Origin of the sequence: Oricola thermophila, from assembly GCF_013358405.1 — a bacterium.
GTDB classification, from domain to species: domain Bacteria; phylum Pseudomonadota; class Alphaproteobacteria; order Rhizobiales; family Rhizobiaceae; genus Oricola; species Oricola thermophila.
The window spans coordinates 323849-344747 of the sequence record NZ_CP054836.1; the positions used below are offsets into that span (position 1 = coordinate 323849).

The 20899-nt window shown below is 64.8% G+C and carries 17 protein-coding genes; 10 read left to right on the plus strand and 7 right to left on the minus strand.

The annotated features are described in order from the left end of the window. Positions 1-158: 158 nt before the first annotated feature. Positions 159-1103 (minus strand): lysozyme inhibitor LprI family protein, encoded by a 945-nt coding sequence (locus HTY61_RS01470; RefSeq protein ID WP_175275124.1) that lies wholly within the window; start codon positions 1101-1103, stop codon positions 159-161. Between the two features lie 4 nt (positions 1104-1107). Further along, entirely contained in the window at positions 1108-3765 is a 2658-nt protein-coding gene (locus tag HTY61_RS19730; protein WP_175275125.1) for an ATP-dependent helicase, read from the minus strand. 148 nt (positions 3766-3913) lie between these two features. Here HTY61_RS19730 and HTY61_RS01480 point away from each other — a divergent pair, with 148 nt between their 5' ends. The 5 genes from HTY61_RS01480 (at position 3914) to HTY61_RS01500 (ending at position 8727) form a co-directional block, all read left to right on the plus strand. After that, positions 3914-5557, plus strand: coding sequence for an acyl-CoA synthetase (locus HTY61_RS01480; protein ID WP_175278368.1), 1644 nt, complete (start codon positions 3914-3916; stop codon positions 5555-5557). A 120-nt stretch (positions 5558-5677) separates the two neighbouring features. Beyond that, positions 5678-6334, plus strand: coding sequence for a DUF2726 domain-containing protein (locus HTY61_RS01485; protein ID WP_175275126.1), 657 nt, complete (start codon positions 5678-5680; stop codon positions 6332-6334). Between the two features lie 83 nt (positions 6335-6417). Continuing rightward, positions 6418-6819: a GFA family protein gene (locus HTY61_RS01490; RefSeq protein WP_175275127.1), complete on the plus strand. Its 402-nt coding sequence runs from the start codon at positions 6418-6420 to the stop codon at positions 6817-6819. Between the two features lie 215 nt (positions 6820-7034). Next, a complete protein-coding gene (locus tag HTY61_RS01495; RefSeq protein WP_175275128.1) occupies positions 7035-7676 on the plus strand; it encodes a PEBP family protein in 642 nt (213 codons plus the stop codon). A gap of 73 nt (positions 7677-7749) precedes the next feature. Next, positions 7750-8727, plus strand: coding sequence for a YHYH protein (locus HTY61_RS01500; protein ID WP_197945344.1), 978 nt, complete (start codon positions 7750-7752; stop codon positions 8725-8727). 42 nt (positions 8728-8769) lie between these two features. Here HTY61_RS01500 and HTY61_RS01505 read toward each other — a convergent pair whose 3' ends face one another. From HTY61_RS01505 to HTY61_RS01520, 4 genes are read right to left on the minus strand one after another with little or no spacing between them, the layout of a single operon-like run. Then, the gene (locus HTY61_RS01505; RefSeq protein ID WP_175275129.1) at positions 8770-9528 is read right to left on the minus strand and encodes an iron ABC transporter ATP-binding protein; all 759 of its coding nucleotides are present in this window, start codon (positions 9526-9528) and stop codon (positions 8770-8772) included. Beyond that, the gene (locus HTY61_RS01510; RefSeq protein ID WP_175275130.1) at positions 9525-10469 is read right to left on the minus strand and encodes an iron chelate uptake ABC transporter family permease subunit; all 945 of its coding nucleotides are present in this window, start codon (positions 10467-10469) and stop codon (positions 9525-9527) included. The genes HTY61_RS01505 and HTY61_RS01510 overlap by 4 nt, the downstream gene beginning before the upstream one ends. Continuing rightward, positions 10462-11409, minus strand: coding sequence for an ABC transporter permease (locus HTY61_RS01515; RefSeq protein WP_175275131.1), 948 nt, complete (start codon positions 11407-11409; stop codon positions 10462-10464). Before HTY61_RS01515 ends, HTY61_RS01510 begins: the two co-directional genes overlap by 8 nt. Before the next feature lie 16 nt (positions 11410-11425). Beyond that, positions 11426-12328 (minus strand): siderophore ABC transporter substrate-binding protein, encoded by a 903-nt coding sequence (locus tag HTY61_RS01520; RefSeq protein WP_175275132.1) that lies wholly within the window; start codon positions 12326-12328, stop codon positions 11426-11428. A gap of 361 nt (positions 12329-12689) precedes the next feature. Here HTY61_RS01520 and HTY61_RS01525 point away from each other — a divergent pair, with 361 nt between their 5' ends. After that, positions 12690-14711, plus strand: coding sequence for a TonB-dependent receptor domain-containing protein (locus HTY61_RS01525; RefSeq protein ID WP_175275133.1), 2022 nt, complete (start codon positions 12690-12692; stop codon positions 14709-14711). Between the two features lie 64 nt (positions 14712-14775). After that, complete coding sequence (locus HTY61_RS01530; RefSeq protein WP_197945345.1) at positions 14776-15687, plus strand: alpha/beta hydrolase; 912 nt, start codon at positions 14776-14778, stop codon at positions 15685-15687. A 15-nt stretch (positions 15688-15702) separates the two neighbouring features. Here HTY61_RS01530 and HTY61_RS01535 read toward each other — a convergent pair whose 3' ends face one another. Continuing rightward, on the minus strand, positions 15703-16272 hold the full coding sequence (locus HTY61_RS01535) for a TetR/AcrR family transcriptional regulator (RefSeq protein WP_246272891.1): 570 nt from the start codon (positions 16270-16272) through the stop codon (positions 15703-15705). A 111-nt stretch (positions 16273-16383) separates the two neighbouring features. Here HTY61_RS01535 and HTY61_RS01540 point away from each other — a divergent pair, with 111 nt between their 5' ends. Genes HTY61_RS01540 through HTY61_RS01550 form a run of 3 tightly spaced genes read left to right on the plus strand, consistent with a single transcriptional unit; the run spans position 16384 to position 20854 of the window. Beyond that, complete coding sequence (locus HTY61_RS01540; protein WP_175275134.1) at positions 16384-17493, plus strand: efflux RND transporter periplasmic adaptor subunit; 1110 nt, start codon at positions 16384-16386, stop codon at positions 17491-17493. Further along, positions 17490-20564 (plus strand): efflux RND transporter permease subunit, encoded by a 3075-nt coding sequence (locus HTY61_RS01545; RefSeq protein WP_175275135.1) that lies wholly within the window; start codon positions 17490-17492, stop codon positions 20562-20564. Before HTY61_RS01540 ends, HTY61_RS01545 begins: the two co-directional genes overlap by 4 nt. After that, complete coding sequence (locus HTY61_RS01550; protein WP_175275136.1) at positions 20561-20854, plus strand: transcriptional regulator; 294 nt, start codon at positions 20561-20563, stop codon at positions 20852-20854. The genes HTY61_RS01545 and HTY61_RS01550 overlap by 4 nt, the downstream gene beginning before the upstream one ends. Positions 20855-20899 lie beyond the last annotated feature (45 nt).

Here is a 20899-nt window from a genome sequence, read left to right on the forward strand (position 1 = left end):
GAGGAGGGTAAGAAAGGGCCGGATGCGGTGAACAAGTTTTCGCGGGAATGGCGGGATTCCGGGGAAGGGGCGCGGGATTTATCCAACGGGGTGGAGACTTCGCGCTTATTTTCCTGACTTTGGGGATCAGGGGATACGGCCAGTGCTCGCAAGTTTTGCTACAAGTCTCCTTCCTTTCGATCCAGCCACCACTGAAGCTCGTGTATGCGCGCCTCTACGGCTTCCAATTTTGCGGAAGCCCATAACATTGGATACATTGATCCGCCTTTAACTAGCGAAGCCCGTAGGTCTGCTTTGCTGTCAGCATATGCAGCCCACTTGGATTGATTTTCCGCAAGAAGGAGCGGATCAACATCCTCGTCATTTGCTACTTGGGTAACGATTTCGTCGAGGTGTTTTAGCCTTTCATCTAAGGTAGCTTTGGCTACCACGTTCATTTGCATTTGCGTACGCGGAATCGAGCCTTTGAGTCTTTCTACGATTAACCAGTCTGTAGCCTGAATGAATTGCTGCGTTGCATCCAAGAAACCATCAAGCTCATCAATTTCGTAAGGTTGTTCGCGCGGTAGTTCATGTACCACTATGTGGCGGACCCATAGAACGCGGGCCAACTGCGCTGCCATTAAGTCGAAGTCTTTTATAATGGGGGGTAGAGGCCATGTTTCCTGATCGTCAGTCCAGCGCTCATGAGCCCTTGTCAATCCGCCCTTGAAATCTGGAATAAGCTCTTCAAATGTAGCGAGAATTCTGTCAAAACTATGGGTGGATATTGAATGGGAAACAATATCTCCAATCGACAACTTTTTCTCATGGGTGTTTATTAGAAACAAAAAATCTATTCGCGTTCCTTTTGTTAGTTTCTCTGCTCGTTCTGTGTAGGGTGATCCGCTGTCAACTAGTTCTCGGATTGCCTCTCGTATAAATATCTCAAGAACTGTTACAATGCGGCACGGGATAAAATCGCTAAGTGAAGCGGCTACATCTTTTACAGAATGCCATTCTGTCCTGAGTCTTTCGATTTCGTTTGACAGTTCTATTCCGAGCCGCGGTCTGCCTCTTCGTTCTTTCCACTCAACAATCTGATCGATGGTGTTGGAGGGCATGGCTTCACACCCGCTCCACAAACCCGTCCAGCACGCGCTTCTCGCCGGCCTTGTCGAAGGCGACGGTGAGCTTGTTGCCGTCGACGGCGACGACGTTGCCGTTGCCGAACTTGAGGTGGAAGACGCGGTCGCCGACCGCGAACTCCGACGGCGTGTCGGCCACCGACTTCGCCACCAGCTCGCCCTCGATGACGCGGCCCTTCACCGACTTCCGCCCGGCGCCGTAGCCGGAATCCGCCTCGCCATAGCCGATGCGCTCGACGCCGACGCCGGAGCGCGAGCCCCAGTTCCTCGCCGTGGCATCGGTGCGGTTGGCGCGCGCGCGCTGCCAGCCCGGCGAGGGGCGGTCTGAGGAGAACGGGTCCGCCCGGTCGAAGCGCGAGGCGCCGTAGGAGCCGTAGCCGCCGCCGACGCCGGTCGGCTCGGCAACGTCGCAATGGGCCGCCGGCAGCTCGTCCAGGAAGCGCGAGGGCAGGGTGCCCTGCCACATGCCGTGGATGCGCCGGTTGGAGGTGAACCAGATGTGGCAGTTGGTCTTGGCGCGCGTCAGGCCGACATAGGCCAGGCGGCGCTCCTCCTCCAGGCCGGAGCGGCCGCCCTCGTCCAGCGAGCGCTGGTGCGGGAACAGGCCCTCCTCCCAGCCGGGCAGGAACACGGTGCCGAACTCCAGCCCCTTGGCGGCGTGCAGGGTCATGATGTTTACAGCGTCAAGATGCTCCTTCTGCTCGGCGTCCATGACCAGGCTGACATGTTCCAGGAAGGCGCGCAGGCTCTCGAACTCCTCCATGGCGCGGACCAGCTCCTTGAGGTTCTCCAGCCGGCCCGGCGCCTCGGCGGAGCGGTCGTTCTGCCACATGGCGGTGTAGCCGGACTCGTCGAGGATCGTCTCGGCAAGCTCGGGATGCGGGGTGCGGTCCATGCGCTCGCGCCAGCGGTCGAAGCTCTCCACCAGCTCGCGCAGGGCGGCGCGGGGCTTCGGCTTCATCTCCTCGGTGGCGACGATATCGCGCGCGGCCTCCAGCATCGGGATGCCGCGGGCGCGGGCATGATCGTGGACGAGGCGGACGGAGGCATCGCCGAGGCCGCGCTTCGGGGTGTTGACGATGCGCTCGAAGGCGAGGTCGTCCGCCGGCTGGGCGACAACGCGCAGATAGGCCATGGCATCGCGGATCTCCATGCGCTCGTAGAAGCGCGGGCCGCCGATGATGCGGTACTCGATGCCCATGCGGATGAAGCGGTCCTCGAACTCGCGCATCTGGAAGGAGGCGCGCACCAGGATCGCCATGTCGTCGAGGTCGTGGCCGTTGCGCTGCAGCGCCTCGATCTCCTCGCCGATGGCGCGGGCCTCCTCGTCGGAATCCCAGGCGGCGTGGACCTGCACCTTGGCGTGGTCGGGGTCGGCGGCCTCGGTGAACAGCGTCTTGCCGAGCCGGCCCTCGTTGTGGGCGATCAGGTGGGAGGCGGCGCCGAGAATGTGCTGCGTGGAGCGGTAGTTGCGCTCCAGCCGGATCACCGTGGCGCCGGGAAAGTCCTTCTCGAAGCGCAGGATGTTGTCCACCTCCGCGCCGCGCCAGCCGTAGATCGACTGGTCGTCGTCGCCGACACAACAGATATTCACGCTCACGGGCCGTTCCGCGCCTTGCGGCGCCGGCCCTCCGCCTTCGGCGGCCCGGTTTGCGCTTACGGCCGGGCGTTCGCTGCGCGAACCGGCCTCCGCGGGGGCGGACGAAAAGTCGTCCGGCGCGCGGTCGCGCGCTCCGCCTTCGGCGGGGGAGGCGGAGCCCGAGACATAGGGCGCCGGGGCCTCGGCAAGCCCGGCATCCTTCGATGCCGGCCTTTGCGCCAGCAGGCGCAGCCACATGTATTGCGCGGTGTTGGTGTCCTGGTACTCGTCGACCAGGATGTAGCGGAACTTGCGGTGATACTCGGCCAGCACGTCCGGGTTGTCGCGCAGCAGGCGGATGGGGTGGCAGAGCAGGTCGCCGAAATCGCAGGCGTTGAGCGTCTTCAGGCGGTCCTGGTAGGCGGCGAACAGCTCGCGGCCCCTGCCCTCGCCGAAGGCGCGGGCGTCGCCCTCCGGGATGTCGCGCGGGCCCCAGCCCTTGTTCTTCCAGCCGTCGATCATGTGGGCGAAGGAGCGCGGCGTCCAGCGCTTGTCGTCGAGGCCCTCGGCCTGGATCACCTGCTTGACGAGGCGGACCTGGTCGTCGGTGTCGAGAATGGTGAAATCGGAGCGCAGGCCGGCAAGCTCGGCGTGCCGGCGCAGGATCTTCACGCCGATGGAGTGGAAGGTGCCGAGCCAGGGCATGCCCTCGATCGCCTCGCCGACGAGGACGCCGATGCGCTCCTTCATCTCGCGCGCGGCCTTGTTGGTGAAGGTGACGGCGAGGATCTGCGAGGGGAAGGCGAGGCCGAGCGACAATATGTGGGCGATGCGGGTGGTCAGGACCCGCGTCTTGCCGGTGCCGGCGCCCGCCAGGACGAGAACCGGGCCCTCGGTGGTCTCCACCGCGCGGCGCTGCTCGGGATTCAGGCCCTCCAGATAGGACGGGGCTTGCTGCCGGCGGGCGGCCATGGCGCGCGCGGCGATGGAGCCTTGCGCCGGTTCCGGGCGCGGCGGCTCGTCGTCGCCGAAGGGGATGTCGTCGAATGGATCGCTCATTGAAGGGCAATGTAGTGATTCGGGCGGGAAAGACCAGAACGAAACGCGAATGGCAAGGCCGGTTCCACCGGAACGAAGGATGCTGGTGACAGCGGGCGCCGCATGGCCCAAGATCGGCAGGCGACAAGGCCGTCCAGGGGAGGAGACGATGGAAGGCACGATTTTCGGCGAGGGGCTCGACCGCAACGCCGCCAACTACCAGCCGCTTACGCCGCTGAAACATCTCGAGCGCGCGGCGGCGGTGTTTCCGGATCATGTCGCCATCATCCACGGGACGCTCAGGCGCAGCTACGCGGACTTTTACGCCCGCTCGCGAAGGCTGGCCTCGGCCCTGCGGAAGGCGGGTATCGGGCGCGGCGACACGGTGGCCGTGATGCTGTCCAACACGCCGGCCATGCTGGAGGCCCATCACGGCGTGCCGATGGCCGGCGCGGTGCTGCTGTCGATCAACACGCGGCTCGACGCCGAGGTGATCGCCTTCCAGCTCGACCACGGCGAGGCGAGGGCGGTGATCGTCGACCGGGAATTCTCCGCCGTCATGGCCTCCGCGCTGAAGCGGGCGGAGCGCAATCCGCTGGTCATAAACTACGACGACCCGGACTATCCCGACGACGCGCCCTTCCCGAAGGGGGAGCCGATCGGATCGCTCGAATACGAGGACTTCATCGCCGGCGGCGACCCGGACTTCGAATGGGCGATGCCGGACGACGAGTGGGACGCGATCTCGCTGAACTACACCTCGGGGACGACCGGCAACCCGAAGGGCGTGGTCTACCACCATCGCGGCGCGGCGCTGATGGGCTATGCCAACGTGATCGCGAGCGGCATGGGCCGGCACCCGGTCTACCTCTGGACGCTGCCGATGTTCCACTGCAACGGCTGGTGCTTTCCGTGGACGCTTTCCGTGCAGGCGGGCACGCATGTGTGCCTGCGCTGGGTGCGGGCGAAGGCGATGTACGACGCCATCGCCGAGCACGGGGTGACGCATCTGTGCGGCGCGCCGGTGGTGATGTCGATGCTGCTGAACGCGGCCGAGGCGGAGAAGCGCGACTTCCCGCAGACGGTGACGTTCAACACCGCGGCCGCGCCGCCGCCGGAAACCGTGCTGGCCGGCATGGCGCAGGCCGGTTTCGAGGTCACGCATCTCTACGGGCTGACCGAGACCTACGGGCCGGCGGTGGTCAACGAGTGGCACGGCGAGTGGAACGCGCTGGAGGGCCCGGAAAGGGCGGCGCTGAAGGCGCGCCAGGGCGTGCGCTACGCCGCGCTGGAGGACGTGACGGTGATGGACCCGGAAACGATGGAACGGGTGCCCGCCGACGGCGAGACGCTGGGCGAGGTGATGTTCCGCGGCAACATCGTGATGAAGGGCTACCTGAAGAACCCGTCGGCGACGGAGCAGGCGTTCGCCGGCGGCTGGTTCCATTCCGGCGATCTCGGCGTGATGCACGAGGACGGATACATCCAGCTCAAGGACCGCTCGAAGGACATCATAATCTCCGGCGGCGAGAACATCTCCTCGATCGAGGTGGAGGACGCGATCTACAAGCACCCGGCGGTCGCCGCGGCGGCGGTGGTGGCGAAGCCGGACGAGAAATGGGGCGAGAGCCCCTGCGCCTTCGTCGAGCTGAAGCCGGGGAAGGCGGCGACGGCGGAGGAGATCATCGCCCATTGCCGCACGCTGATGGCGCATTTCAAGTGCCCGCGCCACGTGGTGTTCACTGAACTGCCGAAGACATCGACGGGCAAGATCCAGAAATTCGTGCTGCGGGAAAAGGCAAAGGAGGCGTGAGGGGGCGGCGTAGTTGTTTCGGATTGAAGATGTTTGAATAATTTCGGGATAAACATAAGTTCTTACATGTGAATCCTGCGCATTAACCTGGAGTATTCGATTTAGTCATAGAATTTCTTCATGGCTTTCGAATTCGAAGCATTGACCGGGTTCCCGGTAATATTTCTCGCTGTCCTGGCGGTGGCCTTCTATGGCGGAATGACGTTCGAGCGATTTCTCGCCGCTCAGCGAAGGCGGAAGTGGCGGGGAAGGAAGCGCCGCCGCTGGCAGGACAGGCGCGTCGGGGCCGATCTCAAATATCGCGGGGAGGAATCGAAACCTGCAGGGCCGGCACCGAAGCCGATCGACGCAGCGGAACAATTGCGGATCGTTATGGACGCGGATTTCGCGATCCAGCCGCTGCTCAACAAAAGCGAGGCGCGGGTTTTCAAGGAACTCGACCGCATGGTGATCGATTGCAATCCCGGCTGGCAGGTGATGGCGCAAGTGTCGCTCGGCGAAATTTTGCGCTGCAAGGACGTCAAGGCCTATAGCTGCGTGAATTCAAAGCGCGTCGACCTCCTTCTCGTCGACGAAAACTGCCAACCGCGCCACGCCCTCGAATATCAGGGCGGCGCGCACCATCAAGGGACGGCGGCGGCACGCGACGCGGTCAAGAAGGAAGCGCTCAGGCGGGCGGGCATAGGCTATCACGAGGTCATCGCCGGGCACACGACCCCTTCCGATCTCAGGCGGCTGGTCGAGCGGCTTGTGGACAAGCCGATTGCCGCGCAATAGCCGGGCAAACCGGGCGTTTATCGCTTGCAAAATCTTCCCGGAGCCGGCTTATCAGTCGTCGGACGTGCGGCAGGGAGGAATTCATGACCAGCAAACATTCGGGCTCGTGCCTGTGCGGCGCGGTGACGTTCGAGATCGAGGGGACGTTCGACCGGTTCATGCTGTGCCATTGCAGCCGCTGCAGGAAGTTCTCCGGCACGGCGCACGCGTCGAACCTGTTCTGCGACACGGGCACGCTCACCTTCCTGTCGGGCGAGGAGAAGATCCGGCATTTCGACGTGCCGGGCACGCGGTTCCTGAAGGCGTTCTGCGCCGACTGCGGCTCGCCGCTGCCCCGGGTTCGCGGCGAGGGCGTCGCAGTGCCTGCCGGCTGCCTCGACACGCCGGTCGACATCGCGCCGACGGCGCACATCTTCTTCTGCGATCGTGCGAACTGGGAGGAGGGGCTGGACGCCTGTCCGAAATTCGACGGCTATCCGAAGTAGGGCGCAGTCCCCGTCCGTCCAATGACACGGATTTCGCGTGCTGTTCGCCGGCCGAGCAGCGCGCTGCGGAACATGTACAATTGTTAATTTGAACGACGGCGATCCAGGGCCTAGCGTGGCATCGTTCCATGACGCATTCGGCACGGCCGTTCCGGCCATTCGCCCTTCGCGTCCATGATTTTCTCCGGCGATCACGCCCAAAAGAGGTCCAGGAAATGCGCCATCTGCTGCCCGCAATCATCATCGCAGGGCTGACCGTCCAAGCTGCGGCCGCCGAGACCTTCTCGACCGACGTGTGGGCGGACAACTGGTTTGCTTTCAAGGTGAACGGCGAGACCGTGGCCGAGGACAGCGTACCGATCACGACGGAACGCTCCTTCAACGCGGAGAGCTTCACCTTCGAGGCGGAACGTCCGTTCGTCATCGGCCTGATCGCCAAGGATTTCAAGGAAAACGACAGCGGCCTCGAATATATCGGGACCAATCGCCAGCAGATGGGCGATGGCGGAGTCATCCTCCAGGTGAAGGACGGAAGCGGAAACACGGTCGCCGTCAGCGACGAAGACTGGCGCTGCCTCGTGATCCATACGGCGCCGCTGGACAAGTCGTGCGAAAGCAAAAGCAACCCCGTGCCCGGTGAAGGCGCCTGCGCCTTCGAGGCGCTCGACGAGCCGGAAGGCTGGAGCACCGCCGGTTTCGATGCCTCCGGGTGGGAGCCGGCACATCTCTATTCCGAAAGGGAGGTCAGCCCGAAGGGCGGTTACGACCGCATCGAATGGGACGGGGCGGCGCGATTCATGTGGGGTCCCGACCTCGAGACCTCCAACACCGTGCTTTGCCGGATGACGGTCGAGTGACGCGCCGGCATGGCGGGCAACCGGCCAATCCCCCCCTAGCGAACAATTGAAGAGATACAGGAGGTCCGCTTTCATGACCCGCATGACGCGCCCGTTCGTCGCGACAATACCGTTCCTGCTCGTCCTGAATGCGGCACAGCCGGCCCATGCCCATGACGATCATTGCGCGGCTATCCGGGAATCGGTCGAGAAGGCCGGTTTCGCCGACAGCGTGACGGTGGTCTGCGACGGCGACCATGCCAGCATCATCTCCGACACGTTTCCCGATCATGAAATGATGACGGGCATCGTCGGAACGAACGAACAGGTTCCGGTTCCCGCCAAGGATCATGCGGCACCCATTCCGCTGGAACCGAAGCTTGGCGACACGCCGCAAACCCGCGACTCCTCTCTGGGTGTCGCGGTCAACGGGGTGCCGATCTACGACTACACCGCCGGCGGCGAGATGACCGAGGCCGAACTGTATCACTACCAGGCTCACCACGACACGGTGGCGACGCAGCAGCTGGATGAATGCGGCGGGCATGCGGGAAAGGGCGACGACTACCATTATCATGCCAAGCCGACCTGCATGATCGAGCAGATGAAAAATGCCGGCGACGACGCCATCATCGGCTGGGCCTTCGACGGATTCCCGATATTCGGCGACAACAATCCCGACGGCACGCAGATCGCCGACGGGGAACTGGATGTCTGCAACGGAAAGGCCGACGATACCTTCGGATACCGGTATCACACTTCGGCGGATGCCCCCTATATCATCCAGTGCCTGATGGGCGAGGTCGCCGACCTGCAGGCGCTTCCGCGCGTGGCGCCTCTCAGATCGATCGACGGCAACGGGGGGCGCGATTCCGGCGTCCCGCCCCGCGGGGGCGTGGAGGATCTCGTCTTCACGCAATTTCCCGGCGGCGGAGGACACATGGAGTACAGCTATCGGGGCGAGACCTACTACATCCGCTACGCTCCGTCGGACCGACCGGATTGCTACGATTTCGAGACGCGAACGGTCACGAATGGCGGCGAAGTCGAGACCGGGACCTATTGCCGATAGAAACCCGGCTCAATCGGGCCCGGTGTTGTCCGGGACAAGCCCTCAGCCGTAGTGAACCGCGAGCTTGCGGCCATCGACCTCGTGGATTGCAATATGGGTGCCGAAGATGGCCGAAAGGGCCTCCTCGGTCACGATCTCGTCCGGCGTTCCCTCCGCGACGAGGCGGCCGTCGCGCATGCCCACGATCCGGTCGGCATGGATCGCAGCATAGTTGATCTCGTGCACCACGATGACGATGGTGCGCCCGTGCCGGTCCGCCAGCTCGCGCAGCTGCCGCATCAGCGCCCGGGCGAAGGGCATGTCCAGATTGTTGAGCGGCTCGTCGAGCAGCAGGTAGTCCGCCGACTGGGCGAAACTCATGGCGACCATGGCCCGCTGGCGCTGGCCGCCCGAGAGCTGGTCCAGATAGCGCTCCGCCAATGGCTCCAGGTGGAAGGCGGCGAGCGCATCGGCGACGATCTCGCGATCCTCGGCGCGCATGTGACCGCGATTGTGCGGAAAGCGGCCGAATCCGACGAGATCGCGCACGGTGACGCGGGTGCCGACGACCGTGTCCTGGCGCAGGATGGCCAGCTTGCGCGCCAGTTCGTCGCTCGGCGTCGTGCTCACGTCGAGTCCGTCGAAGCGGATGCTGCCCGCCTGCAGGCGCTGCAACCGGGCCATCAGCGAAAGCAATGTCGACTTGCCCGCGCCGTTCGGCCCGACCAAGGCGGTGATGCCGCCCTTCGGGATGGTCAGCGAGACATCGTGAAGGACCCGCGTCGCGCCGTGCCGGTGACTGACATTCTCGATCTCGATCATCGCTGCGAACCCTTCAGAACGAGGAGGAGGAACACGAGACCGCCGAGGAACTCGACGGAAACGGAAAGCGGCGTCGCCAAGGCAAGGATGCGCTCGGTGACGGTCTGGCCGGCGACCAGGACGATGCCCGATATCAGCGCCGCGGCCGGCAGCAGCAGGGCGTGGCGATGGGTCTTCATCGCCGAGTGTGCAAGGCTGGACACCAGCAGGCCGAAGAATGTCACGGGACCGGCCAGCGCGGTCGACACCGAGACGAGCAGCGCGACGATCATCAGGATCGCGAACACGGCGCGCCGGTGGTCGACGCCGAGGCTGATGGCCTGGTCGCGTCCGAGCGCGATCACGTCGAGGCGATGCCGGTAGCGCCAGGCCGCCGCGATGCCGATGGCGCATAGAAGCGCCGATATGCCCAGCAGGTCCGTCTCGACCGCGTTGAACCGCGCAAAGGAGTTCACCTGGACGATGGCGAACTCGTTGGGATCGATCAGTCGCTGGATGAAGGCCGTCAGGCTGTGGAACAGCACCCCGAAGATTATGCCTGTCAGCACGGTGCGGTGCATGTCGTGTCGTGCCCGGGACAGCAGCGTGCCGAACAGCAGTACCGCGGCGCCGAGCAGGAGCGAGAATTCCATCGCGAAGCGCAGTCCCTGCGACAGTTGCGCCACGCCGAAACCGCCGATGGCGAAGACCAGCAGGGTCTGGAAAAGGACGAAGAGCGCATCGAAACCCATGATGGACGGGGTGAGGATGCGGTTGCCGGAGATCGTCTGGAAAAGGATGGTGGAAACGGCAATCGCGGCGCCGACGATGAGCAGGGCGGCGAGTTTTGCGCCACGGAAGGCGAGCACGAAATCCCAGTTGCCGCGTGCGCCGAGCGTCATGAACAGCGCGCAGGCGCCGACCAGAGCAAGGGCAAGCCAGGCAAGGCGACGCTCAGGCATGGCCGGGTTTCCGCGCGTAGAGAAGCCACAGGAAGAGCACGGCGCCGACCACGCCGAAGACCGTGCCGACCGGGATCTCGTAGGGATGACGGATCACGCGGCCGATAATGTCGCAGAGAAGGACAAGCCCCGCTCCCCCGGCCGCTGTCCAGGGCAGGCTCGCGCGCAGATTGTCGCCGAGCAGGCGGCTGGCGATGTTGGGCACGACGAGTCCGACGAAGGGGATCATGCCCACGGTGACGACGGTAAGCGCGGTGATGACCGAAACCATGAGAAGGCCGGCGGCGACGGTGCGGGCATAGTTCAAGCCGAGGCTGACGGAAACATCGCGGCCGAGGCCGACGATGGAAAAGCGGTCGGCGACGAACCAGGCCGCCAGCGCCGCGATGCCGGAAACCCAGAGCAGCTCGTAGCGGCCGAGCAGGACGCCGGAGAACTCGCCATTCATCCAGACGCCGACATACTGGAGCAGGTCGGCCTGGTAGGCGACGAAGGTCACCCCGGCGCCGATCACCGAGCCGTAGACGAGGCCGACCAGCGGGACCAGCAGGGGCTGGGTGACCGGGAGGCGGCGCACGATGGCGAGAAAAAGGACGCTACCGGCCAGCGCGGTCAGGCTGGCCGCCAGCATCTTCAGCGCCAGCGGAGCGGAGGGCATGAAAAGGGTGGCGAGCAGGATGCCGAGGGCGGCGCTTTGCCCGGTTCCCGCCGTGGTCGGCTCGATGAACCGATTGCGCGCGAGCATCTGCATGATGACGCCGGCAACCGCCATCGAGGCGCCGGTCAGCAGAACCGCGAGCGTGCGCGGCAGCCGGCTGATCGCCATCAGGCGCGCGGCCTCGGGATCGCGCAGCAGCGCCGCCGGACCGACATCGATCACGCCGACGAAGAGGCTCGCGACGGCGAGCGCCAGCAATGCCGCCACGGCCGCGATTTTCATGCCCGGTCTCACTGCGTCACGACGAGGGCCTGAAGCCCTTCTCGATCAGCCCGAAGGTGTTCATCAGCGAACGGAAGCCGCCGGCGGCGACGTAGAGATCGGCCGCGTTGAGATAGATGACCTGGCCCTTCTTCCATGCGGTGGTCTCCGCGACCAGCGCATTGTCGAGCGTCTCGGCGGCCCGCTCGCCTTCCGCGCCGATCGCTGCGGAGCGGTCGATCACCAGGAGCCAGTCCGGATTGGCGTTGCGGATGAACTCGAAGGAGATCGCCTCGCCATGGGTGGCCTCCTCGACGGACTCGACGGCCTGCGGCAGGTCCAGCTCGTCATGCAGCCATCCGAAGCGTGATCCCTTGCCGTAGGCGGAGATCTTCGGTCCGTTGGTCAGGACGATCAGCGCCGTGCCCTTGCCGGCGGCAGCGGCCTTCGCGCGTTCCAGCCCGGCGTCAAGTTCGCCGGCCAGCCTTTTCGCCTCGTCTTGCCTGCCGAAGATCTCGCCATAGGCGGCAAGCCGCGCCCTGGCTTGGCCGACCACGTCGTTGCCCCAGATGGTCATGTCGATCGTCGGAGCGAATTTCGACAGCGGCTCGAGCTGCTCGGCCGAGCGGGAACCGACGACGATCAGGTCTGGCGCCAGCGCGTTGACGGCCTCGAAATCGGGTTCGAACAGGGTGCCGACCGCCTCGGCATTTTCCGTCGCTTCGTCAAGATAGTCGACGAACACCTTTTCGACGGTGCCGGCCGGCCTGATGCCCAGCGCGTCGAGCGTGTCGAGCGCGCCGACATCGAACACGACAATCTTTTCGGGGTTGGACGGTACCGCGACGGTTCCGCGTGCCGTTTCGACGGCGACGCTCTCCGCCAGGGCGGGCGCGGCCGCCAGGACCGCGGCTGCAAGCAGGGGAACGAATCTCTTCATGACGAATCTCCATGGGGAAACCGTCCGGCAGGAACGGACGGAACTGTTGGCCGCGCCACGCGATTAGCGGATCGGAAATCCGGCGTCCAGATATAATATGACATTTTTTGTCCAGATAGATTGCGCCCCGCATGGCTGACCCGTCGTGCAGTTGCTGGTTCCGTCCATGGGGGCGATTTGACGGGGCAGGGCGGCCAGGAGTGCGTGCGATTGCCGCAGGGCGAAATAACTTGACTCCTTTTGTCACCTAAAATATCGGGGCGGCATCGTGCGGCGGGGGACATCGTCGCGCCGAACAGCCAGCGAGTAGCGGAATATCCGTCCAGCCAGCCAGCCGAACAATCTTCAGCAGGGGGCCCGGATGGTATCCGATTCAACGACATTGCCGACTGTCGGCACCGTTTCAACGACTTCGCGGCGCGTTGCCTTCGCGGCGGCCCTGGCGGCCTCGTCCGCTCTTGCCGGGCCGCCGGCAGCACTGGCACAGGAAACCGCGGAGCAATTGCCGGTGCTGGTGATTACCGCGTCGGGCAGCGAGATCGACCTGCGCGACGTGCCGGCCAGCGTCACCGTGATCTCCGAGGAGGAGATCGAGGACATGCCGGCGCAGGACGTGCGCGACCTGCTGTCCAGGGTGGAAGGCATCACCCTCGCGCGCAGCGGAAACGCCAACAAGGTGCAGATACGCGGCCTCGGCGAGCGCTACACGCTGTTCATGGTCGACGGCAAGCGCGTCAACTCGGCGCCCAACCTGTTCCGGGGCAACGACTTCGACTCCGGCTGGGTGCCGCTTGATGCGATCGAGCGCATCGAGGTGGTGCGCGGGCCGATGTCCTCGCTGCACGGGTCCGATGCCATCGGCGGCGTCATCAACATCATCACCAGGAAGGACTACGACGCCTGGCACGGATCGGTGACGACCGAGTTCACCGCGCAGGAGGATCCCGATGCCGGCGACTACGGGCGGGTCGGATTCCATGCTTCCGGTCCGATCGCCGAGAACCTGGGGCTGCGCATCTACGGCGCCTGGGACCGGCGCAACCCGGACAACCCGACGATCAACCCGGATTCGAGCCTCGACGGCTTCCTGCTGTCTGACAACAAGTTCATCGATGTCACGGGCAGCTGGATGCCGGACGCGTTCAACACATTGGAGCTCAACTACGATTTCTCCCGCCGGGTCCACAATGACGTGCCCATGAACCGACATGCGGGTTCCTTCAGGCACGTCGGCGAATACGATTTCGGCACGACCGAGGTGAGCCTGTGGGGCGACCGTATCCGGAACGAGTACGGACATGGCAACAAGCTGGGCGAGGACCAGCCGAACACGGCCTACAATGCCGGCGCGGACGGGAAGGTGGTGCTGCCGGTCGAGTTCTGGACCGAGCAGACCCTGACCATCGGCAGCTCCTACCGATACCAGCAGATCGACGACGATTACGTGCTGACCGGCGGCGGCGACCCGACATCGTCGGTGTGGCAGGGCGCGATCTTCTTCGAGGACGAGCTGCGCATCACGGACGATTTCCTCCTCACCGTCGGCAACCGGCTCGACTACCACGAGAATTTCGGGGCGCATAACAGTCCGCGGATCTACGGCGTCTATCACCTGACCGAAGGGCTGACGATCAAGGGCGGCTGGTCGTCCGCGTTCAAGGCGCCGACCCTGCTGGAGAACAGCCCGAACTGGTACCAGATCTCCTGCGGCGGCGGGTGCTACCTGGCCGGTTCCGACGAACTCGACCCCGAGACCAGCCGCAGCATCGAGGTCGGGATCCACTACGAGGGGCCGGCCTGGTCGGCCGGCGTGACGGCGTTTCGCAACGATATCGAGGACATGATCCCGTTCCCGCCGGCGCGGACCAGCGACGTTTCCGCGGCGCCGACCTACAGCAACTTCGTCGGCTTCGCGCCCGGCGGCGAGCCGGTCTTCGCCTACGAGAACATCGAGGAAGCGCGCACCCAGGGCGTGGAGGCGACGATTTCCGTCCGGCCGCACCCGGACTGGACGTTCACGGCAAACTATACCTATCTCGATGCGAAGAACCTCACCATCGACGCGCCGATCGCCTACCAGCCCGAGCACAATGCGAACTTCACGGCCGAGTGGCAGGCGACGGACAAGCTGAACCTGGCCGTCAATGTCTCCTATGTCGGCGAGCAGTATACCTATGTGCCCCCGACAGGAGACATGGCCTATGCCTCGGCCGCGGACGCCTTCGTCACAGCCGATGTGATGGCGAAGTACGACTTCAACGAGAACTTCACCATTCGCGCCGGCGTGCTGAACATCGCCGATCACCAGGTTACCCGCGAGACGATCGACGATTTCAACATCGACGGTCGCCGCTTCTTCCTGTCGGCGACCGGGCGTTTCTGACCGTGCAGGTAGCGCCGCGGACGCCGCCTTGTTGCGGCGCCCGCCATTGAAGGGGGAACAAGCAATGCTGCGCACAACGCTGATTGCCGGACTGGTGGCAGTGACGGCGGCCATCGGCGGGGCCGCACCGGCTGCCGGAGACGAGTCGGAAATCCTGCCGGTGACCGTCGACAATACGATGCAGTTCACCATCTCCGCGTCGGTGACGGGCCGGCGCTATCGCATCCATGTCGCGTTGCCGCGCGACGAACCGGCTCGGCCGGAAGGCTATCCGGTGATCTACATGCTGGACGGCAACGCGACATTCCTGACCGGGGCGGAGGCGCTGCGCCTGCAGACGCGCAAGCCCAAGGGGTTCGAGCCGGCGGTCCTTGTCGCCATCGGATACGAGACGGACCAGCCCTTCGCGGTCACCGAGCGCTACTACGACTACACGACACCGGCGCCGCTCGAGAACCTGCCGAAACGAAAGAACGGCGAACCGTGGCCGGAACGCGGCGGTGCGGACGCGTTCCTGGATTTCATTGAGGACGACCTGAAACCAGAAATCGCAAGGCGACTGCCGGTCGACCCGGATCGTGAGACGCTGGCCGGCCATTCGCTCGGCGGGTTCCTGACGCTTTACGCGTTCCTGACTCGGCCGGATTCCTTCGCGACCTACGTGGCCGGCAGCCCGTCGATCTGGTGGAACGGGCAGGAGCTACTCGACTCAGCCGCGCGTTTCGTCAAGAGCTCGCCCGACCTTGCCGGAAAGCGGCTTTTCATCGGCATCGGCGCGAACGAATGGGAGGACATGGTGGCTGACGCAAAGACCATGGCCGACCGGCTGTCCGTGCTGGAGGACAGGGGCCTGACTGTGCGCTACCAGCAATTCGCGGGCGAAGAGCACATAACCGTTCTTCCCGCGCTGATCAGCAGGGCCGTGAGCTTCAGCCTTATCCCCGACGTCGACGACAAGTGGTTCGGCCGATACTAGACGGCCCTGTACCGGCTAGGCGGCACTGGCCGGCGCTTTCCCGAGCAGCGCGAAAACCTTCTCCATCAGAAGCCGGCGTTCCTCGTCATCAAGAACGTCGATGCCGAAGACGTGCTGGGCGCGCAGCCCCTCCATCACCATGAACGCGACGAGGATCGCGCCGGGATCGGCGGCATCGTCCTTCATCCGGTCGAGAAGCTCGCGGTTGAAGGTCTTTACCGGCGCCAGCAGTCCCGGATCTTCCGCCAACGCGGCCAGGACGCCGGACGATCGCGGCGTCTTCTCGCGCAGTTTCCTCGTTCCCAGTTCCAGAAAGCGGGCCGCCAGGGCTTCCCCGTCGCTCGTGCCGGGGGCGTCCTCGATCTCGGCGCGGAATTCCTCAATGAACTGCTCGACAAGTGCGCGCATCAGCGCCGTCTTGTTGGGAAAATTGTAAAGCAGGCCGCCCTTGGACACGCCGGCCCGGGCCGCGACCGCGTCCAGCGAGAGATGCGCGGCGCCCTCGCACATGGCCAATTCGGCCGCGGCCTTCAGAATTTTCTCGCGGGATGTCCCGGCACGTGCCATGATAGTTCCATTTCCCATTGACTTTACCGTCCAGACGGTACAGTAACCCGACCGATTGTGCAATCGGCTTTCCCCTGGGAGGAGGGAAGTCGGGCATGCATTTCACCGGTGACAACGGACCCCGTACCCATGATCAAGAGATTCATCATCGCATTCATCCTCCTTGCCGTCGTGGTCGGCGGGCTGGTCGGATTCAACCTTTTCCGCGACCAGGCGATCGCTGACTTCTTCGCCAACATGCAGCGCCCCGCCGTCGCCGTCTCGACCGCGGAGGTCGAGGCGGTGACCTGGCAGCCGACGGTGCGCGCCATCGGCACGGTCAACGCCGCCAGGGGCGTGGACCTGACGATGGAAGTGACCGGCGTCGTCAAGGAAATCCTGTTCAAGGCCAACGACACGGTCGAGGAAGGACAGGTCCTGGTGCGTCTCGACGACGAGGTGCAGCGCGCCGACCTCGCCGCGGCGCAGTCGCAGCTCGACCTGAACCGGCAGGCGCTGACAAGGGCCCTGGAACTGCAGGAGCGCGGTGTCGGCTCGCAATCGGCGCTGGACACGGCGCAGGCGGCGGCGACCGCCTCCGCCTCGCAGGTGGAGAAGCTGCAGGCGGTCCTGAACCAGAAGCAGTTGCGCGCGCCGTTCGGCGGCACCATCGGCATTCCGCAGATAGATCTCGGCCAGTACATCTCCCCCGGCCAGATCGTCGCGACCCTGCAGGACCTGGGATCGATGCACGTGAACTTCACCGTGCCGGAACAGCAGTTCGGCGTGCTCGCCATCGGCCAGCCGGTGCGGGTCGGCCTCAGCGAGGACGACATGCCGTTCAGGGGCGAGATCACCGGCATCGACCCGAAGATCGATCCGTCCACGCGGCTGGTTTCGGTGCGCGCCGAAATCGAGAACCCGCAGGGAAAGCTCAATCCCGGCCAGTTCGTGCGGGTGCGCGTGGAGCTGCCGAGCGAGGATGACGTCATCATCGTTCCCCAGACCGCGCTCGTGACGAGCCTCTACGGCGACTATGTCTACCGCGTGAAACAGGCGGAAACGGAAGACGGCGAGCTGACGGTCGAGCAGGTCTTCGTGAAGCCCGGCCGGCGCAGCAACGGCGATGTCGAGATCGTGAGCGGGCTTGCCGCCGGCGACGTGGTGGTCAATGCCGGCCAGAACCGGCTCTCCAACGGCGCCCGCGTCACGATCAACAACGAAGTGCAGCCGACAGCGGCGGGAGCCAACGCGCAATGAACATTTCCGCGCTCTTCATCCGGCGACCGGTTCTCTCGACCGTCTTCGCCTTCCTCATCCTGCTGCTCGGGCTGCAGGGCATCTTCAACCTGTCGGTTCGCGAGTACCCGGAAGTCGAGGAAACCGTCATCACGGTGACCACCGTCTATCCGGGTGCTTCCGCCGACCTGATCCAGGGTTTCGTGACCGCGCCGATCGCCGAGGCGGTGGCGACGACCGAGAACATCGACTACGTGACCTCGCAGAGCCGGCCCTCGGCCAGCGTCGTCACCGTGCAGATGAAGCTCGGTTCCGATCCTGACGTGGCGCTGACCGAGGTGATGTCCAAGGTCCAGCAGGTGAGCGGGGACCTGCCCGACGACGCGCAGGACCCGGTCATCGTCAAGGGCACCGGCATGCAGTTCGCGATCATGTATATCGCGATGCAGAACCCGAACATGACCGCCGAGCAGCTCACCGAATATATCGAGCGCGTGATCCGGCCGCGCATGTCGACCATCGAGGGCGTTGCCGAGGTGCAGGTCATGGGCGCGGCGAACTACTCGATGCGCGTGTGGATCGACCCGGTGCGGCTCGCCGCGCGCGGCGTGACGGCGGGCGAGGTCGTCGCGGCGATCAACTCCGCGAACTTCCTGTCGGCGCCGGGCAAGACCAAGAACGAATACGTCACCTACTCGATCACGACGGAAACGACGCTGCGCACGCCCGAAGCGTTCGGCGCGCTGCCGCTGAAGTCGAGCGGCGACGAGGTGGTGCGGCTGCGCGACGTTGCCGACATCGAGCTGGCGGCTGAGAGCACGGATACCGTCGTCAACTTCAACGGCGAGCCGGGTACCTTTATCGGCATATTCCCGACGCCGGCGGCGAACCCGCTGGACACCGCCGATGCAGTGATCGCGGAACTGCCGAATATCCAGGCCACCCTGCCGCAAGGCATGGAAATGAAGCTGGTCTACGACGCCACTGACGCGATCAGTGCCTCCATCGAGGAGGTGTTCAAGACGATCGGCGAGGCCGTGGCCATCGTGGTCGTGGTGATCCTGCTGTTCCTCGGCTCGTTCCGCTCGGTGCTCATGCCCATCGTCACCATCCCGCTGTCGCTGATCGGCGTCTGCGGACTGCTGCTTGGCATGGGCTACTCGATCAACCTGCTGTCGCTGCTGGCGATGGTGCTGGCCATCGGCCTCGTGGTGGACGATGCCATCGTCGTGGTGGAGAACATCCACCGCCATATCGAGGAAGGGCTGACCGCGCGTCAGGCCGCCTTTACCGGCATGCGGGAGATCTCCGGCGCCGTGGTGGCCATGACCATCACGCTGGCGGCGGTGTTCGCGCCGTTGGCCTTCACGGGCGGCCTGACGGGGTCGTTGTTCAAGGAATTCGCCTTCACGCTGGCCGGCGCGGTCGTGATCTCCGGTATCGTCGCGCTGACGATCACGCCCGCCATGAGTGCGAGGCTGCTCAACCATAGCGGCGAAAGCCGTTTCCAGCGCATCGTGGACGGGAGCTTCGAAAGGCTGGAGAACTTCTACGAGCGGCTCGTCGGCGGGTCGCTGAAATACCGGCCGGTGACACTGATGATTGTCATGTGCCTCGTGGCGCTCACCGGATTCCTCTTCGTCAAGACTTCCAGCGAACTGGCGCCCGAGGAAGACCGCGGCGCGCTGTTCTCTCTGATCACCGCGCCGCGCTATGCGACGACGGAATATACGAGCCTCTATATCGACGAGATCAGGGCCAAGACGGCGGACCTGCCGGAACTGGAATCCAATTTCTCGATCGCCGGCCTCGGCGGACAGACCAACAGCGCCATCGCGGTCTGGACATTCGACGACTGGGCAGAACGCGATCGTTCCCAGAAGGAGATCCAGTCCGACATCCAGGCCAGGCTGTCTTCCGTCACCGGCGTCGAGGCGCTGGTCTTCGCGCCGCCCTCCCTGCCGGGCGCCGGCGGCGGGCTGCCGATCTCGGTGGTGATCCAGTCCACCGGCGATCCCAGCCAGGTCTACGAGGTGGCCGAGGAAATCCGCCAGAAGGCGCAGGCTTCCGGCCGGTTCATCGTGGTGCAGAACTCGCTCGCCTTCGACGCGCCGCAGGTCACGGTGGCCGTCGACCGCGACCGCGCCGCGGCGCTGAACATCCCGGCCAGCCAGATCGGAACGACCCTGGGCGTGCTGGTGGGCGGCGGTGCCGTGTCGCAGTTCGACCGCGACTCCAACAGCTACGACATCATCACGCAGGTGCCGCGCGAATACCGGGAGAATCCCGAGAGCCTCGGCAACTTCTTCGTGCGCAGCGCGACCGGCGAGATGGTGCCGCTGTCGGCGGTCACGTCGGTTTCCACCGCGGCATCGCCGGCGTCCATCGAGCAGTTCAACCAGCTCAACTCCGCGACAATCTCCGCGCTGCCGCTGCCGACCGTGACAACGGGCGAGGGGCTGCAGACCATCGAGGAGATCGCCCAGACGGTGCTTCCGGACGGATTCTTCATCGAATATTCCGGCCAGTCACGGCTGGAAAAGGAGCAGGGCAACACCATCCTGATCGCCTTCGCCATGGCGGTGGTGGTGATCTACCTGGTGCTGGCGGCGCAATTCGAGAGCTTCCGCGACCCGCTCATCATCATGATGGCAGTGCCGCTGTCGATCTTCGGCGCCGTGCTGCCGCTCAATCTCGGGCTGGGCACGCTGAACATCTACACCCAGATCGGGCTGATCACGCTGATCGGGCTGATCACCAAGCACGGCATCCTGCTCGTCGAGTTCGCCAACCAGCAGCGCGAGCACAACGGCCTGTCGCGGCTGGAGGCCATCATCGCCTCGGCGAAGGTGCGCCTGCGGCCGATCCTGATGACGACGGCGGCCATGGCGCTGGGCGTGGTCCCGCTGATCCTGTCGTCGGGCGCAGGTGCCGCATCGCGCTACTCGATGGGCCTGGTGATCTTCTCGGGCATACTGATCGGCACCATGTTCACCCTCTTCGTCGTCCCGATGTTCTATACCTACATCTCGCCGCGCGAGCTCAGGTCGGAAGAGGAGGATGATGCCGCATCGGCAACGGTGCTGGCATGAGTGAACGAAGGGGCAGAAGGCCGCGCTTCGACTGGAACGGGAAAGACCTGATCCCGGACGGAGGCGGCCACCCGATTACGCCGGCGCAATGCCGCATGGCCCGCGCCGGCGTGGTGATGTCGGTCAGGGAACTGGCCCGGCTGGCGGAGGTTTCCGGGCTGGCCGTCACCCGGTTCGAGAACGGCAATACCGACTGCCCGACGGAAATCGTTCACCGTTTCAAGCAGGTGCTGGAAGCGCGCGGCGCGCGCTTCCTTCCCGGCGGGGACGGGGTGAAGATCAGGGGCTGACGGCCTGCCGGGCCATCGGCTGCGCGGCAGTCCCCGGCCGGACTT